Source organism: Collinsella sp. AM24-1 (genome assembly GCF_003470325.1).
GTDB lineage: Bacteria > Actinomycetota > Coriobacteriia > Coriobacteriales > Coriobacteriaceae > Collinsella.
The window spans coordinates 12690-28414 of record NZ_QRHM01000026.1 but is presented as its reverse complement, the minus strand read 5'-3'; the positions used below and the strand labels follow the sequence as shown (position 1 = coordinate 28414).

Here is a 15725-nt window from a genome sequence, read left to right as displayed (position 1 = left end):
TTAAAAATCATCAGGTACGCAATGATTTTTAAATCCCCGTCCCAGAATAATCATCGGGATATACTGCTGGGCAGACGAAAGGAGCGCCGACGATGCTTAATGGGTGCGCATATATATTGACGGTCGACGTGGGCAACACGTTCATTCGCTTTGGCCTGTTTGCAGAGGATTCGGCCGCGGCGCAGGAATGTCCGCTTGCGACATGCGAGATCACGACGCCGTCGAGCATTACGGCCGACGAAGCGCGCATGCGACTTGTGCAGGTCATGGGCGCGCTCGCCGCCGATGCAGGTGTGCCCGGGGTGCTTGCACCCGCCGCGGCCGTGCTGAGCTGTGTAGTCCCGGCGCTCGAGCGCCCGTGGAAGGCGGCACTTTCCCGCACCTGCACGGGGCGCGTGCTCACCGTGGGGCCGGGACTTAAGACCGGCATACCCGTGCACTACGACGATCCGGCCGAGATCGGCCCCGACCGCATCGCCGATGCCGTGGCGGCCCGCGCCGTCTACGGCTCGCCGTGCATCGTGATTGACCTGGGCACGACGACCAATATCGAGGTCATCGACGTGCACGGTACCTTTGTGGGCGGCGTTATCGCGCCAGGCCTGGCCCTCGGCGCCCGTTCGCTTTCGGCGGCAGCAGCGCGCCTACCCCAGGTTGAGCCCTCGGCGCCAACGCACGTCATCGGACGCAACACGCGTGAGGCCATGCGCTCGGGTGTGGTTTTGGGCGAGGTAGCCCGCATCGACGGAATGCTCGACATGGTGCTTGCCGAGATGCGCGCGACCAAGGCCGCGGGGGAGGGCGATGTGCCCATCGTCATTACCGGCGACGATGCCGAGGCACTTGCGGCGCTGGTCGGCCATAGCCTGACGGTAGACGACGCGCTGACGTTGCGGGGTCTCGCCGAGCTCTACCGCATCAACCAAAAGCCCCGCCGCGCGTAGGGCGAGGGGCTGGTGGGATAAGCGCCCCTACCTTTCACCTGCTACAATGGGCCAAACTATTGCGATTGCGGAGGTGTCTGCCATGTCGGACGATCTTCATCAAACCGCGTCGGGCAAGCGCCGCGACGTTATTAGCTGGGACGAGTTCTTTATGAGCGTGGCCATCGCCGCGCAGCGCCGCAGCAAGGACCCCAACACGCAGGTGGGAGCGTGCATCGCCAGCACCAACCACCGCATCCTTTCGGTGGGTTACAACGGCACGCCCTCGGCGCTCAACGACGACTTTTTCCCGTGGGGTACGAGCGATGACCCGCTGCAGGACAAGCACAACTACGTGGTCCATGCCGAGGCCAACGCCGTGCTCAACTACCGTGGCTCGCTCAAGGACCTCGAGGGTTCCACGGTTTACGTCACGCTGTTCCCGTGCCATGACTGCGCCAAGATCCTGGCGCAGGTGGGCGTGGGCGAGGTCGTCTACCTGGACAATAAGTATGCCGACACCGATGACGGCCGTATCAGCCGCCGCATTCTCGACTCCTGCGGCATCAGCTACCGCCAGGTCATCGTCGATGTCCAGATTGGTACCGGGGGACAGGCTCGGCAGTAGCGCGTGCCAACGCCAGCTGGCGGCAAAACAGCCAAAAGAGCCCCGTCCCAAATTGACTGCTCGTGAAAGTCGTGTCCGCACGCATGGCTGGCGCCTAAGCGGGTACATGGCTGTAGTAACATAGCCCCTGTCCGCGGGCGTGCCCGCGTTATTGTGAGAAAGGAGCCCCTGTGGCTGTTAACGAAGAGCTGCTTAAGAAGGTTCTTGAAGAGATTCGCCCCAACCTGCAGGCCGATGGCGGCGATATGGAGTATGTGGGCGTCGACGACGAGGGTGTTGTCAAGCTGGAGCTGCAGGGCGCCTGCGCCGGCTGCCCCATGAGCTCGCTAACCCTTTCCATGGGTATCGAGCGCATCCTGAAGGAGCATGTGCCCGGCGTTACCCGCGTTGAGCAGGTCAATGCTTCCGGCGAGGCCGAGGACCTGTACGACGAGTACGCGCCGTTCTAAGACGCGAAAGCTGCGGACGGTACGCTCCGCATAGACGTTACGTCCAAATGTGCGGCTGCGAGCGTAAGGCCCGCGGCCGCATTTGTATGTAGGGAGCAGGGGATCGATATGCTCAACGACCTCTACCATATGCTTGATCCCGTCGCGATCTCGGCGGGCCCCATCACTATCTACTGGTACGGCCTGGCCTACGTGGTCGGCGCCCTGCTCACGGCGGTCGTTATGTACCGCACGCAGCGTCGTTGGGGCTTTAGCATTACGATCGATGACCTGACGAGCGTCGTGGTCGGCGCGGTCTTTGGCCTCATCATCGGCGCGCGCCTGTTTTACGTCGTCTTTTACGGCGATGGCTACTATTGGACCCACCCGCTCGAGATCTTTGCCACCAACGAGGGCGGCATGAGCTTCCACGGCGGCCTGGTGGGCGGCATCTTGGGCGGTATCATCGTGTGCCGCATGTATAAGCTTGACGCCTGGACCATCGCCGACCTTGCCGTGATCGGCGCCCCGCTGGCCCTGTGCCTGGGCCGTTGTGCCAATTTCGTCAACGGCGAGCTGTGGGGTAAGCCGACCGATCTGCCTTGGGGTGTGGTCTTTGGCGGCACTGCGGGCGATATGCCGCGCCATCCCTCCCAGCTCTATGAGGCGTTTCTTGAGGGCGTCGTGCTCTTCTGTTTTTTGCAGGTGCTCAGCCGCAAAAAGCCACTGCTGCCCCAGGGTACGTTTATGGGCGTGTTCGTGATGGGGTACGGCGTCGTCCGCTTTCTCGTTGAGTTCGTGCGCGTGCCCGATGCCCAGCTGGGCTATCTGCTGGGAGGCGTTATCACCATGGGCCAGCTGCTGAGTTTGCCGCTCGTGATTGCCGGCCTGGCGCTCATCATCTTCGCCCGACACCGCAACCGTCCCCAGCGCATCTACCTCGACGCCTAACCACCACAAAGGGGACACAGGCACCTTTGTGGTGGTTTTGCTGAGTTTGATAGGTTTCTAGAAAGGCTTTCGGACTGTGAAGGATTCCGATCTCTCCACAACGGCTGCGCGCGACGCGGCCCGCATCGTCTGGTTTAAGCGCTACCCCGCCAAGCAGACGCTCATCGCATTTCTGCTCGCGCTGTTGGCGACCACGGCGTTTTCCATCGATCCCGCCCCGGTGTCGAGCAACGCAGTCTTGGCGATTGACCCCAAAGCCTCGGGCATGCTGTACGTGTGCTACGAGGTGCTCCTCTCGTTTGCCGGCCATACCGACGCGGTCATGCTGCTTGCGCTTGCCTGCCTGCTCACGCTGCCGTTTCGCTACGTGTTCTTTGGCCGTGGCGACACCTGGCGTCCATCGATCATTCTGCCGTCGCTGTTTTTCGCCATCTGCATGGTGTTCGGCCGCAGCTACGACCTCACCGACTCGGCCGAGATTGTTCTTGGCGACAAGGCCCGCATCATCTGCGCCTGGATTGGCGGCGCGGGCTGGATGCTCCTAGCGATCGTGGCCTTCTATCTGGCTTTTGAGTGTCTGGATTGGCTGAGCTCCCGACGCATCCCGTTTTCCGAGGCGCACTTTGGCCGCATATGGCGTGTGGCTCACGCCGTGCTCTCGGTCCATCCCTTTGCCGGGCCCTTCCTGGTGCTTATGATCGCCTGGGCGCCCACGCTCATCGCTTCGCTGCCCGGCCTTTTTATGGGAGATACGGGTGCGCAGATTCGCCAGTGGTTCAACTATCCCAACGGCACGAGCGACTACCTGCGCCTACTCAACCCCAACGTGCTGCTCAACGGGCATCATCCCGTAGTGCACACGGCCATTATCGGCTCGTGCGTTCAACTGGGGCTTTCGCTGTTCAACAGCGCTAACGCGGGCCTCATCATCTATACCTGCGCTCAATTTGTCATCACGGCTGCCTGCATGGCCTATTCCATTTCGTCGCTGCGCAAACTGGGCGTGAGCCTGCCGGTTCGCGGTGCGATCCTGCTGTTCTTTGCGTTTATGCCGATGTTCTCTAACTACGCGGCGTTGCTCACCAAAGACGTGCTCTTTGCCGACGCGTTTTTGGTGCTGCTGGTACAGACCGTCAAGCTCGTGGCATGTGGCTTGCCCCGTCGTGATGCCAATGCCGAGCGTGCGGGCGAACAGAGGCCCGTGCTCTTTGCGCGCCACGACTGGCTGTTGCTTGCGCTGGCTGCCATGGGTTCCACGTTTTTGCGCAATGGCGGTCTGGTCTTTCCGTTGGCGGCCTGCGTGATTGCGGCGGCGTTTTGCGCATGGGATGTACATGTCGCCCGTCGTGCGGCTAAGCAGACGGGCACCGCGGTCTCATGCGCCACGCCGCGCTTCCGCTGGGTTGGCGTCCTCGCGGTGCTCGCACTCTGCCTTGCCTCTAATATGTACTTCACCAAGGTCTTTATGCCGGCGCACGACATCACGCCTGGTTCCAAGCGCGAAATCCTCTCGATTCCGTTCCAACAGACGGCTCGTTTCGTCCAAAAGCACGACGGCCTCAACTCGGGCGTCAACCCCACGGTAAAGGAGGACGGCGCCATCGTGGAGGCTCCTTGCGACGGCTTGGTGACCGATGAGGAGCGCGCCGTGATCGACCGGGTGCTCAAGTACGAGAATCTGGGCCGCCGTTACAACCCGGATAAGTCGGATGCCGTCAAGAACTGCTTTAACGAGTACGCCTCGCAGGAGGACATCAAGGCCTATTTTGAGGTCTGGGCGCAGATGTTCAAAAAGGATCCCGAGTGCTATATCTCGGCGCTCATCAATAACTATTACGGCTACTTTTATCCGAGCGCGCGCGATGCCTGGGTCTACAGCACGGCGCGTAGTGCCGAGATCATGGCGCGTCCCGACAACCTCAAGTACTTCGATTTCCATCCGGTTGACAGCAACGTGGTGCGCTGGTGCGACCACCTGATCAATCTGTACCGTGTGGCGGTGCAGCGCATCCCGTTTATTTCGCTCACCATGAGCTCGGCCACCTATGTGTGGATCATGATTGCCGTGGTGGTCTACCTGCTGCGTCGTCATTCATGGCGTGCGCTGGCGATCTGGGTGCCGCTGTTGGGCGTGCTCGCCGTGTGCCTGATTGGTCCGTGCAACGGCTCGACCTACATGCGCTACCTGTATCCGGTCATCGCCTGCATGCCCTTTGCCATCGGCGCCACCATCACCCGCAGCGACCTCCTCTGGTCCTAATTTGGTGCAAAGGGGACAGGTTGCTTTGCACCAAAGGGTGGCATCATCACGACGCCTTCATTTTGGGGTTTATCTCGCAGGCCAGTAGGTATATCATAACGACGTTTGTTTATATTGCCCGAGCATCTGCGCTGGGCTTTAGGTCGAAACCGATAGGAGACACGTATGTCCGGACACTCTAAGTGGGCCACAACCAAGCATCGTAAGGGCGCGCAGGACGCCAAGCGTTCCGCCCTCTTCTCCAAGCTCAGCCGCAACATCACCGTTGCTGCCCGTCTCGGCGGTGACCCGCTGCCCGAGAACAACGCCAGCCTCGCCGCTGCCGTTGCCAAGGCCAAGGCTCAGTCCATGCCTAAGGACAAGATCAAGTCCGCTATCGACAAGGCTTTTGGTTCGGGTGCCGACGCCGCCGTCTACGAGAACATCGTGTACGAGGGCTACGGTCCCGCCGGTGTCGCCGTCTACGTCGACTGCCTGACCGACAACCGCAACCGTACTGCCGCTGATGTCCGTTCCGCCTTCTCTCACGCTGGTGGCAACCTGGGCACCTCCGGCTCCGTCGCCTTCCAGTTTGAGCGCAAGGGCCAGATCGTCGTCGCCAAGGAGATCCTGGACGAGAACGCCAAGAAGGAGACCATGATCGCCAACGGTGCTGCCGGTGACGAGGATGAGTTCATGATGGCCATCGCCGAGGCCGGTGGCGAAGACTACGAGGACGCCGGCGAGGAGTGGATCGTCTGGACCACTGCCAACGAGGTCATGGCTGTCTCCAAGGCGCTCGAGGAGCAGGGCGTCCAGGTCAAGGGCTCCGAGACCACCATGGTCCCGACCACCCCGACCGAGGTCTCCGGCGCCGACGCCAAGAAGGTTCAGCGCCTCATCGACCGTCTTGAGGAGCTCGACGACGTCCAGGATGTTTACAGCACCATGGACATGACCGACGAGGTCATCGCTGCCCTCGAGGAGGAGTAGCGCCCGCACGGGTTAAGCCGTGCATATCTGGGCATAATGAAGCGAGCATGCAAGCCTCGTGGAATAGATGAGCCGGATCCGCGTGCGTAGAGCACCGGACCCGGCTCTTTTATAATGATGCGAACCGTTTTGCATTTCGAGAGCCGAGATTTGAAGGGAGCGCCGCGTGCGCGTACTTAAACGAGCCCTAGCGATCGTGTATCTTGCCGCCACCATCGTGGCGCTGGGTACGCTTGTCTGCCAGTTTTGGGGGCCGTATACGTATCGCTTTATGTTGCTGATGCGCGACCCCATGCCGCGCATCGTCGTGACGGCATGCGGCGGAGTTGTGGCGATCGGCGTACTGGTAAGCTTCTTCCGCCTGATGTTTGCTCGTCGCGAGCCGTCCTGCGTGCATCCGGCGGGGGAGCGCAATATCGAGGTCACGCTCGCGGCGCTTTCTTCGTGTGCCAGGGCTGCTGCCGAGCGCGACGACCGCGTGATGGTCGAGCATGTCGAGGCTCGCGTCCAAGGCCCCGACGATTCGCACGTCCGTTTTAAGGTCGAGGCTATCGCGCTTGACGATAAGGACGTGGCATCTCTGGCTACCGCGATGCAGCAGCGCATCGAAGAAGCCTGCGATACCATGCTCGGCGCGCCGGGTACGACCGCGCGCGTCCGTTTTTTGCCGTCCAAGACTACCGTCCAGACCGTGGAGGTTTCCGGTGAGTGATACCAATCAAGATAAGACCGCTCGTACGCCGCGCCTGACGATTGACCAGAGCGCCACGTCGGCGAGCGAACCTGTTGATTCCAAAGCAGAGGCAACCGAGTTACAAGACGCGGCAGCCGCGGATTTTGACGAGGCTATGGGTCTCATCAAGGGTACGGGCGCTGCCGTCTGGAGCTATGCTGTGCGTCATCCCAACACCACGCTCGGCGCCGTCGCCGGCTTTATCCTCGCCGTGTTGGTGCTCACGTTGGGCCTGTGGGACACGCTCGTCATTGCATTCTTCGTGCTGATCGGCGCTGTGATCGGCCAAATTCGCGACGGCGAGAACGGGATCGTCAACTTCTTCGGCCGTCTGTTTAGCGGCCGCTAATATGTATTCGACTGTCGCATCCGCGGCAGGCATAAGGAGGAACCATGGCTTTTAATACGAAGGTCGATGTAGCCGATACCGAGCTCGAGGAGAACGAGGCGGTCGTCGCCGAAGCTGAGGATGTGACGCTCGAGGATGAGGCTCTCGTCGAGGCCGAGTCCGATACGGATGAGGACGACGAGGAAGCGGATGAGTCCGAGGACTCGCTGACCTATTCCAACGGCGTGATCGAGAAGATCGTTGCCATGGCCACCCGCGAGGTTCCGCACGTTCTGGGCATGAAGGGTAACCTCATGCACTTTGTGCAGGAGCAGTTTGGTGCCGAGAATCTGACCAAGGGCGTGACGGTCGAGGTCACCGACGATAATCGCGTGGTCGTCAACATCTCCGTCATCATCGAGTACGGCGCCTATGCGCCCGCGATCTTCGACGATGTTAAGGCACGTGTCACCGAGCGCCTTGCCGCGATGACTGGCCTTGAGGTGGCGGGCGTCAACCTGCGCATCGAGGATGTCATCACCCCCGAGGAGTACGAGCACCGCACCAGCCAGCACGAATAACCTTCCAAAAAGGGACAGGTTTGTTTTGGCAGGTTTTATCTGCGAAAACATTAAACGGCCGACCGCGCAAGCAAAAGCGTGGCCGGCCGTTTTTGTACGCTCCCGATATAGTCATACCGCTCGTCTAACTAAGGGTTGCAATCCCCACGTTCCGCGTTACTCTAATGGGCGCATTGTTTCCAAATTGTTAACGAGGGGTTGCCGTAATGGCCGACGAGCACGAAACAGAAAGCAAGGCATGGGCGATTGAGGCCGCTGCGGCAGAGGCGGCGTCGCGTGCTGCCGAGGAGGTGCATCGTCCTCCCGTAGTGCCGATGGAGCGCGTGGTCGATCGCGATGTTATCGAGCGGGGCGAGCGCGCTGGTCGCAAGCGCAGTCAGGAGCCGGGCTTTCCGCGCTTTTTTGCCGAGCTCAATTTGGGTCTGATTCTTACGGCCTTTGCCATCGTTGCGTTTAAAACCCCTAATCACTTTGCTTTTGGCGGCACCTCGGGCGTGTCGGTTATTCTGTCCACGCTGTTCCCGACCCTGCCCGTCGGCGTCTTTATGTGGATTATCAACGCGGTTCTCGTCGTTTTGGGCTTTATCTTTTTGGAGCGCAAGGCAATCCTGTGGAGCGTCTTCGCCTCGTTTGCGCTGTCCGCCTATGTTTCGCTTTTCGAGCTCTTTATCCCGACCAGTGTCTCGATGACGGGCGATATGTGGCTCGACCTGTGTTTTGCCGTGATTCTGCCGGCGCTCGGCAGCGCCATCGTCTTTGATATCGGCGCCTCGACGGGTGGCACGGACATTCTTGCCATGATCCTCAAGCGCCGCACGACGCTCGAGATTGGCCGCGCCCTGCTGCTGGTCGATATCGGCATCGTGGCCATCGCGGCCTTCTTGTACGGCCCGCGTGTCGGTCTGTATTGCGTGCTCGGCCTGTTTGCCAAGACGCTTGTGGTCGACAAAGCCATCGAGAGCATTCACCTTCGTAAGGTCTGCACGGTCATTTGTTCCGAGCCCCTTAAGGTCGAGGAGTTTATCGTCAAGCATCTCAACCGTACGGCGACCATTAGTCGCGGCTACGGTGCCTTCTCGGGCAAGTGCGTGACGGTGATCATGAGCGTGCTGAGCCGTCGCGAGGCCGTGCAACTGCGCCGCTATGCGCGCGAGGTCGATCCGGGTGCCTTTATCACGATTGTCGACAGTTCCGAGATCGTCGGCAAGGGTTTCCGCGGCACGAACTAGCGCGAACGCATTCATCAAACAATCGAAAAGCGCCTCGCGCGTTGCAAATACGTCATCTAAGAGTATTTGAACTCACATTGGGTGATAATGATGCCAAAGACATCGTTTGCGATCCAGGTGATTCGCTCTAGATACGAAGGGATGATTCTATGTTCTGCTCGCAGTGTGGCGCCCCCATGGGCGATAACGACAAGTTCTGCGGCGTGTGTGGTGCTCCTAATGCCGGTGCCGCTGGCCCCGCTCCCCAGGGACAGCCTCAGCCCCAGCAGTTTGTTCCGCAACCGCCCGTGGCGAATGCGCCAAAGGGCTGTGTGGTTCAGGCGTTCCAGGATATGACCAAGACCCCGGGCGTGCTTCAGCGTGTATGCCAAATCGCGTTTTTGCCGGCGCTGATTTGCGTTGTGTCGGTGCTCGTGTTGTTTATTCCCGTTATTGGCGGCATTGCGGCTGCCATCGGCTTTTTGGCAGCTTGCATTGCGAGCGTGTGCGGTTCCGGCTTTGGCATCGAGTGGGGTCGCGATCTGTCGCTTAAGATCGATGACGGCATGGATCGTCCGCTGATGCGTTCCACGTCGTTTGGTCTCGGAGTCTTTTCGAGCGTTATTTCGGTCGTGCTCGAGGTTATCGCTGCCATTCCCGTTATCGGTGTAGTGCTTTCGCTGGTGGAGGGCGTGGCGCTTGGTGCCGCAGGCTCGTACTCCTACTATGGCTCCTATGCGCTCGAGGCTGCGCTGTTCGGTTCGCTCGGCCTGCTTGTCCTGGCTATGATTGCCACGGCAGTCTTGGGGGTCTTCTTTAAGATGTTCGCCGACATTGCCGTGATGCACTTTGCGGTGACCGGGCGCGTTGAGAGCGCGTTTTCGCTCGACAAGGTCTGGGCGGCGTTTAAGCACAACAAGACCAAGCTGTTCTGCGCTTCGTTCCTTCCCGAGTTTTTGACGGGCCTGGTTTCCAACGCCATTACGTGGATCTTGACAGCTGTCTTTGGTGCCATCGCCGGAATTGGCGCGTACGGCTATTACTATCGCCCCACGGGTATCGAGGCGATTGTTACCGCCGGTGGTGTCACGCTCGTATTGTTCCTGGTGCTGATTGCATTCGTCACGGTGTTCCTTACGGTCTTTGGCAAGATGCTCAAGCACCGTGCCGTTGGCTATTGGGCTGCACGTTATGCAAGCGAATGGGCCGATGAGGACAAGGACGACGTTTTGACTTTTGTGCTCCCGGGTGAGAAGAAGCCTGCTCCTGCGGGATTCAATCCCACGGCAGCCACTGGTGCTGCGCCTGCCCCGGCACCCGCGCCTGCACCTGCCCCGGCACCCGCGCCTGCCCCTGCCCCGGCACCTGCTCCTGTCCCCGCACCGGCGTCCGAGGCGACGCCTGCGGAGCCCGATTGGGATGCCGTTGCCACGCCGGCGGATGAGCCGGGCGATAATCCTGCTGCCGAAAACAATCAAACCGAATAGCCGGTCGAGGCGCCCTGGGCAACTGAGCCCGGGGTGCCTTTTTCTACTGCGAAAGCAAGAAAATGCCTGGGAAAACGGTTGCAGCAAAATTTCTCGGAAATTGGTCAATGTTGCGCAACAACGTCGCGGCTATTGTTGAGAACGTAGACGTGTAAGGTTTGAAGGCGTGCGACGCCTTAGGAAAAGGAGAGGCTCATGTTCTGTCCCACTTGTGGTTCTCCCATTTCGGATGATGCCAAATTCTGCCCTGTTTGCGGATCCGCCGTTGGTGCCGCTTCTGCCGCTCCGGCCCCGCAGCCCCAGCCCGCTCCGGCCCAGGCTATTCAGCCCGTGCCCCAGCCTCAGCAGCAGTACACCGGTCAATACGCCCAACAGTCCGCATCCGCTCCGATGGGCTATGGCCCCATTAAGGCTGACCGCAGCCTGATCGGCTGGCTGCTGCTCTCTCTTGTGACCTGCGGTATCTATTCGTTCTACTTCCTGTATTGCTTGGCACGCGACGTCAACACGTTGTGTCAGGATGACGGCGATTACACGCCGGGTCTGGCGGAATTCATCCTTCTATCGTTTGTGACCTGCGGCTTCTACGCGTACTACTGGTATTACAAGATTGGCAACCGCCTGCAGGCCAACGCTCCTCGCTACGGCCTGGTGTTCCAGGAAAACGGCACCACCGTTCTTCTGTGGCAGATCTTCGGCGCGCTCCTGTGCGGCCTTGGTCCCATCTTCGCTATGAACATCATCATCAATAATACCAATGCCATGGCAACGGCTTACAACACTCGCCTTGGCGCTCGTGCCTAACAATAAGGGCGGCGTGAACAGCTCCCAGGGACATAGGGGCACGGCAGAGCTCCTTCGCCGCGCCCTTTTTTGCACCGGCGCGCTCTTTGTTGCCTGGCTCGCGCTCTACCTGCTCGATATCGGCTGCATTTTTCGAATGATGACGGGCGCTCCTTGTCCGGGATGCGGCATGACGAGGGCGTGGCTGGCGGCGCTGCGTCTCGATTTTGCGGCGGCCTTTGCCTACCATCCGCTGTTTTGGGTGGTGCCGATTGCGTTTGTGCTCGCGTTCGTGCGCGAGGAGGTGGCATCGAGCAAACTAAAGCGTGGTGTCGACATTGCAGTCACCGTGTTGTGCATGCTGGTCATCGCCGTATGGATCGTGCGCCTCATCAATCCGGTAGATGCCGGCCTACTCTTTGGCGGCCATGCGCCCGCCGGAGTCCCCGACGACATCATCCACCTCGAACCCCCACGCTGGCTCACCATCCTTCGCTCTTTCCTGTCGTGACGGAGGACGCGCTAGAAAAGCGGTCGACACATAAGCGGGGGCGAACGTTGAGATAACGTTCGCCCCCGCTTTGCTCTAGCCAGGTTGTTATGGGTGGGCGTGATGGCTACTCGTCGCGCTTCTCCTCGTGGCGAGCGGCAGCCCGCGCATCGTGGATGCCCTTGATTGCAGCATGGCGAGCGGTGCGAGCATCGTGCATGGCGTCGCGCGCCTCAGCGGCTGTTGCCTTGGCAGAGCGCAGCTTGGCGGCCAAGTCGGGGTTGGTCTCGGCAACCGCGGCGATCGTGGGGCCGTCGAGCTCCTCTTGCGTGGGCTCGGCCAAAAAGTCGATAGCATACTGGGCGGCCACCATGGAGCCCTTTGCCAGCACGGTCTCGTCGATCTTGTAGAAGCAGGAATGTTGGGCGTACGTGGCACCAATCTTGGGGTTGCGCGTACCTACAAAGGCGAGCACGCCCGGCACGCGGCGCAGGTACTCCGAAAAATCCTCGCCCGAAAGCGTGCCACGGTAATGGCCTTGACCGGTGGGGCCCAGGCACTTGATTACAGCCTGACGGCAGCGCTCGCTCGAGGCGGCGTCGTTTTCGACCTTGTAGTTGGCGATGGTGTAGTCGGTGAGCTCTGCCTCGGCGCCCAAGGCGGCCGCGGTATGCTCCACGATGCGGCGCATAAGCTCCGGCATTTCCTCGTGGGTCGAATCTCCGTAGGTGCGCACCGTGCCGGCAAGGTAGGCCGTGCCGGCGATAACGTTGCGCGCGGTGCCGCCGTGCAGCTCGCCGACGGTGATGACAGCCGGCTCATAGGGGCTGATCTCGCGCGAGACGATGGTCTGCAGAGCGTTGACGATCTCGGCGGCAACCATAACGGCGTCGTGGCCGCGCTGGGGCATGGCGCCGTGGCATGAGGTGCCGCGGACGTCGATGCGGAACCAGTCGGTATTGGCCATGCGCGGGCCGGGCTCGCAGCTCACGGTGCCGGCGTCGACCTCACTCCAGATGTGCGCGGCGTAGGCGCCATCGACGCCGTCGAGCACACCCGTGCCGATCATGAGCTTGGCGCCCTGGCCGTTTTCCTCGCTGGGCTGGAAGACGATGCGGACCTCGCCGTGGATGTCGTCGGTCATATGGCGCAGAATCTGCAGCGTGCCGAGCATCATGGCGATGTGGCAGTCGTGGCCGCAGGCGTGCATGCAGCCCTCGTTGACGCTGGCAAATTCCTCGCCGGTCTGCTCGGTGACGGGCAGGGCGTCGATATCCGCACGCAGCAGGATGCGGCGGCGCGGCGTGCCGTCCTCGCGGTAGGCATCGGGCGCGGTGCCGCGAAGGGTCGCCACCAGACCCGTCTTAAGGGGACGCTCATAGGGGATATTCATGGCGTCGAGCTGGTTGGCGATGTCGGAGGTCGTGCGCTCCTCGGCAAGGCTCAGCTCCGGGTGCTTATGGAAGTGCCGGCGCTGCTTGATGATATAGGGTTCAAACTCGGTAGCGATATCTTTGATGGCTGCGGTGACGTCGTCAGCCGCGCGAGCCTCGGTCGCCGCCATAATCTGCTGTGCCTTGGTCTTCGTCATGGTCGATTTGCTCCTTGCTGGGTTGATCGCAAAATCGTACAGGCTCTCTCCAGTATGCCACCTGCCGCTAGGGCTGGTAAAGTTGCCGTTTGCCGCTTGGGGTTTTGTTACAAGGGCGGGGGAGTACACTCGGGGGTGTTGAATTTCCTGCCAGAGATGGGGATGCCCATGCAACATATCGATCGGATTATCCGCTCCAAGAACGTCTTTACCGCGCAAGACGGCATCGATACCGCCCGCGAGCTGGCGATTGCCATCGCAGGCGACCGTATCGTCGCAGTCGGTGCGCCCGATGACGTGATCGCCGCCGCTCCCGCCGCCACGTCGGTTATCGACTACGGCGAGCAGTTTGTCTGCCCCGGTTTCCATGACGCTCATCTGCACTTCTTCCATACCTCGGTCGGTTCCTCGCCGTACATGCTTATGGATATGGGCACGTCCGAGGCGGCGCTGGTGCAACATGCGCTCGAGTTTTCCCAGGACCTGCCCGATGACGCTTGGGTTGTGACGCAGGGCTGGCGCGACTACCGTTGGGACCCGCCCGAGCATCCTACCAAGGCGTCGCTCGATGCGGCATTCCCCGATCGTCCCTGCGTTATGTATTCGGGCGACGGGCATACGCTTTGGCTCAACAGCCGCGCACTCGAGGCGCTCGGCGTCACACGCGACAGCGAGCCGCCAGCGGGCGGCAGCTACGACAAGGATGCAAACGGCGAGCTCACGGGCATTGCTCACGAGGCGGCTGCCATGCAGCTGCTACCGCGCTGCCTGGAGTGGCTGGGCGAGGACCGCATCGCGAGCGCTTACGCCGACCAGATGAAGCGTATGGCCGAGCAGGGCATCACCTCGATCTGCGATATGTCGCTCATGCCCATGCCGGGCTGCGATTTTATCCGCGACGACGTCTACGACAAACTGCAGGCAGCCGGCAAACTGGGCATCCGAGCCCATCTATTCCCCACACTGCTGGATGACCAATCGCGCTTAGAAGAACTGCAGACCCGCTACGCGAACAACGCGCTGCTCTCGGCGCCTGGTTTTAAGCAGTTCTTCGATGGCGTGTCGAGCGAACACACGGCATATCTCACCGAGCCCTATACCAATCCGCGCTTCCCGGGCGACCAGGGCCGTCTGACGGTTCCGGCTGAGCGCATGCGCAAACTGGTTCTGGCGGCCGCGGAGCGCGGTCACACCGTGCGCATCCACGTCATTGGTGACGGTGCGATTCATGCCGCGCTGGATATCTTCGAGGAAGCGGCCGACCTGTACGGCCTGCCCCAGCACGGTCATAACACGCTTGAGCATCTGGAGAACCTCTTGCCCGAGGACATCGACCGCCTGCGCAAGCTCGACGTGGTTGCCTCGAGCCAGCCCTGCCATATCACGCTCGACCCGGGTGGTCCGGAGCGCGACCTGGGCTTGGAGCGCAGCCGCATCATGTGGCCGTTCGCAACCTATAAGCAGCGCGGCATTCGCCAAGCCTTCGGTACCGACAGCCCCATCACAGCTGTTACCAGCATGAACGTGCTCTACACGGCTATCACGCGCCAGGACCCCAAAAGCCACTGGCCCGAGGGCGGCTGGCTGCCGAGCGAGCGCATCGATGCGGCAACAGCCCTGCGCAACTACACCCTGGGCAGCGCCTACGCGGCAGGCGACGAGCAAAACCTCGGCAGCCTGGAACTCGGCAAATACGCCGATCTGGTAGTCCTGGACCAAAACCCGCTCACCGTTGACCCCCAAGACCTCCAGGCCACAAAAGTTCAGGCCACCTACCTGGCAGGTAACTTGATTTACGAGCGCTAAGTATTCATGCCGTACCGTTAAGCGCGGCTCGGACAGCCTATTTTGGGATAGCGCTCGAGTCGCGTTTGTTTGCCGGTGGGGATTTGTTAGGAGCGTCCCCGCTCTGATGGATTTGGGCGCAGGGCGGATGCGCCGCTGCCCTGCGCGCTCAATTTGGACATCAGCAATGCTGCCTCTTGGTGTTTTGCATACTTCCCATTACAGATTGCATAAAAAGGCTGGGATATTCTTCCTGATCCTGATGTACCCCCGCCCGTGCCGTGCAAAAAACGGAGTATTCAGCACCGCGAGCTCTGCCGGTGCCGCTGCAGTCGGGTAGCATTGCGGAGATCGACGTCATTTTGGGGTCCGACGTGGCGCGAGGCATGCTTGTTTGTCTCGACGAGGCCTGTCTGCCGACCCAAATCGCCGGTCGAAGGCTACCGTGGGACTAATTAGATGCGCCCGGTGCGTATGCATTTGTCCCGGCCTGCTGAAAACTCCCAAAAATGCACGGTGCTCCCCAGGGGACCCGTGCTCGCAACGAAAACCATGCCCATGTCGCTATCCGCATCGC

At 60.9% G+C, this 15725-nt stretch carries 15 protein-coding genes; 14 read left to right on the top strand and 1 reads right to left on the bottom strand.

Features of this window, described 5'->3' with window-relative positions; all coding sequences use genetic code 11:
- Positions 1–92 precede the first annotated feature (92 nt).
- The 13 genes from DW661_RS08830 (at position 93) to DW661_RS08770 (ending at position 11793) form a co-directional block, all read left to right on the top strand.
- Positions 93–944, top strand: coding sequence for a type III pantothenate kinase (locus tag DW661_RS08830; RefSeq protein ID WP_117635703.1), 852 nt, complete (start codon positions 93–95; stop codon positions 942–944).
- 82 nt (positions 945–1026) lie between these two features.
- The gene (locus DW661_RS08825; protein WP_117584124.1) at positions 1027–1551 is read left to right on the top strand and encodes a dCMP deaminase family protein; all 525 of its coding nucleotides are present in this window, start codon (positions 1027–1029) and stop codon (positions 1549–1551) included.
- A gap of 170 nt (positions 1552–1721) precedes the next feature.
- Positions 1722–2000 carry a NifU family protein gene (locus DW661_RS08820; protein ID WP_035137589.1) on the top strand — a complete coding sequence of 93 codons (279 nt, stop codon included), beginning with the start codon at positions 1722–1724 and terminating at the stop codon, positions 1998–2000.
- A gap of 108 nt (positions 2001–2108) precedes the next feature.
- Entirely contained in the window at positions 2109–2930 is an 822-nt protein-coding gene (gene lgt / locus DW661_RS08815) for a prolipoprotein diacylglyceryl transferase (RefSeq protein ID WP_118935371.1), read from the top strand.
- Between the two features lie 76 nt (positions 2931–3006).
- Positions 3007–5190, top strand: coding sequence for a DUF6020 family protein (locus DW661_RS08810; RefSeq protein WP_233547486.1), 2184 nt, complete (start codon positions 3007–3009; stop codon positions 5188–5190).
- Positions 5191–5355: 165 nt separating this feature from the next.
- On the top strand, positions 5356–6162 hold the full coding sequence (locus tag DW661_RS08805) for a YebC/PmpR family DNA-binding transcriptional regulator (protein WP_006234926.1): 807 nt from the start codon (positions 5356–5358) through the stop codon (positions 6160–6162).
- Between the two features lie 166 nt (positions 6163–6328).
- Positions 6329–6874, top strand: a complete 546-nt coding sequence (locus DW661_RS08800) for a hypothetical protein (RefSeq protein WP_147356451.1) — start codon at positions 6329–6331, stop codon at positions 6872–6874.
- The gene (locus DW661_RS10385) at positions 6867–7244 is read left to right on the top strand and encodes a DUF2273 domain-containing protein (RefSeq protein ID WP_233503061.1); all 378 of its coding nucleotides are present in this window, start codon (positions 6867–6869) and stop codon (positions 7242–7244) included. Before DW661_RS08800 ends, DW661_RS10385 begins: the two co-directional genes overlap by 8 nt.
- 44 nt (positions 7245–7288) lie before the next feature.
- The gene (locus tag DW661_RS08790) at positions 7289–7804 is read left to right on the top strand and encodes an Asp23/Gls24 family envelope stress response protein (RefSeq protein WP_055251999.1); all 516 of its coding nucleotides are present in this window, start codon (positions 7289–7291) and stop codon (positions 7802–7804) included.
- A 206-nt stretch (positions 7805–8010) separates the two neighbouring features.
- On the top strand, positions 8011–9033 hold the full coding sequence (locus DW661_RS08785; protein WP_118935369.1) for a YitT family protein: 1023 nt from the start codon (positions 8011–8013) through the stop codon (positions 9031–9033).
- A gap of 149 nt (positions 9034–9182) precedes the next feature.
- The gene (locus tag DW661_RS08780) at positions 9183–10499 is read left to right on the top strand and encodes a zinc-ribbon domain-containing protein (RefSeq protein ID WP_117770101.1); all 1317 of its coding nucleotides are present in this window, start codon (positions 9183–9185) and stop codon (positions 10497–10499) included.
- A 195-nt stretch (positions 10500–10694) separates the two neighbouring features.
- Positions 10695–11303 carry a DUF4234 domain-containing protein gene (locus DW661_RS08775; protein ID WP_117770102.1) on the top strand — a complete coding sequence of 203 codons (609 nt, stop codon included), beginning with the start codon at positions 10695–10697 and terminating at the stop codon, positions 11301–11303.
- Positions 11296–11793, top strand: coding sequence for a DUF2752 domain-containing protein (locus tag DW661_RS08770; RefSeq protein ID WP_199573591.1), 498 nt, complete (start codon positions 11296–11298; stop codon positions 11791–11793). Before DW661_RS08775 ends, DW661_RS08770 begins: the two co-directional genes overlap by 8 nt.
- Positions 11794–11899: 106 nt before the next feature.
- Here DW661_RS08770 and DW661_RS08765 read toward each other — a convergent pair whose 3' ends face one another.
- Positions 11900–13363 carry a M20 family metallopeptidase gene (locus DW661_RS08765; protein WP_117848000.1) on the bottom strand — a complete coding sequence of 488 codons (1464 nt, stop codon included), beginning with the start codon at positions 13361–13363 and terminating at the stop codon, positions 11900–11902.
- A 168-nt stretch (positions 13364–13531) separates the two neighbouring features.
- Here DW661_RS08765 and DW661_RS08760 point away from each other — a divergent pair, with 168 nt between their 5' ends.
- Positions 13532–15169, top strand: a complete 1638-nt coding sequence (locus tag DW661_RS08760; protein ID WP_233506162.1) for an amidohydrolase — start codon at positions 13532–13534, stop codon at positions 15167–15169.
- The last annotated feature ends 556 nt before the right edge of the window (positions 15170–15725 follow it).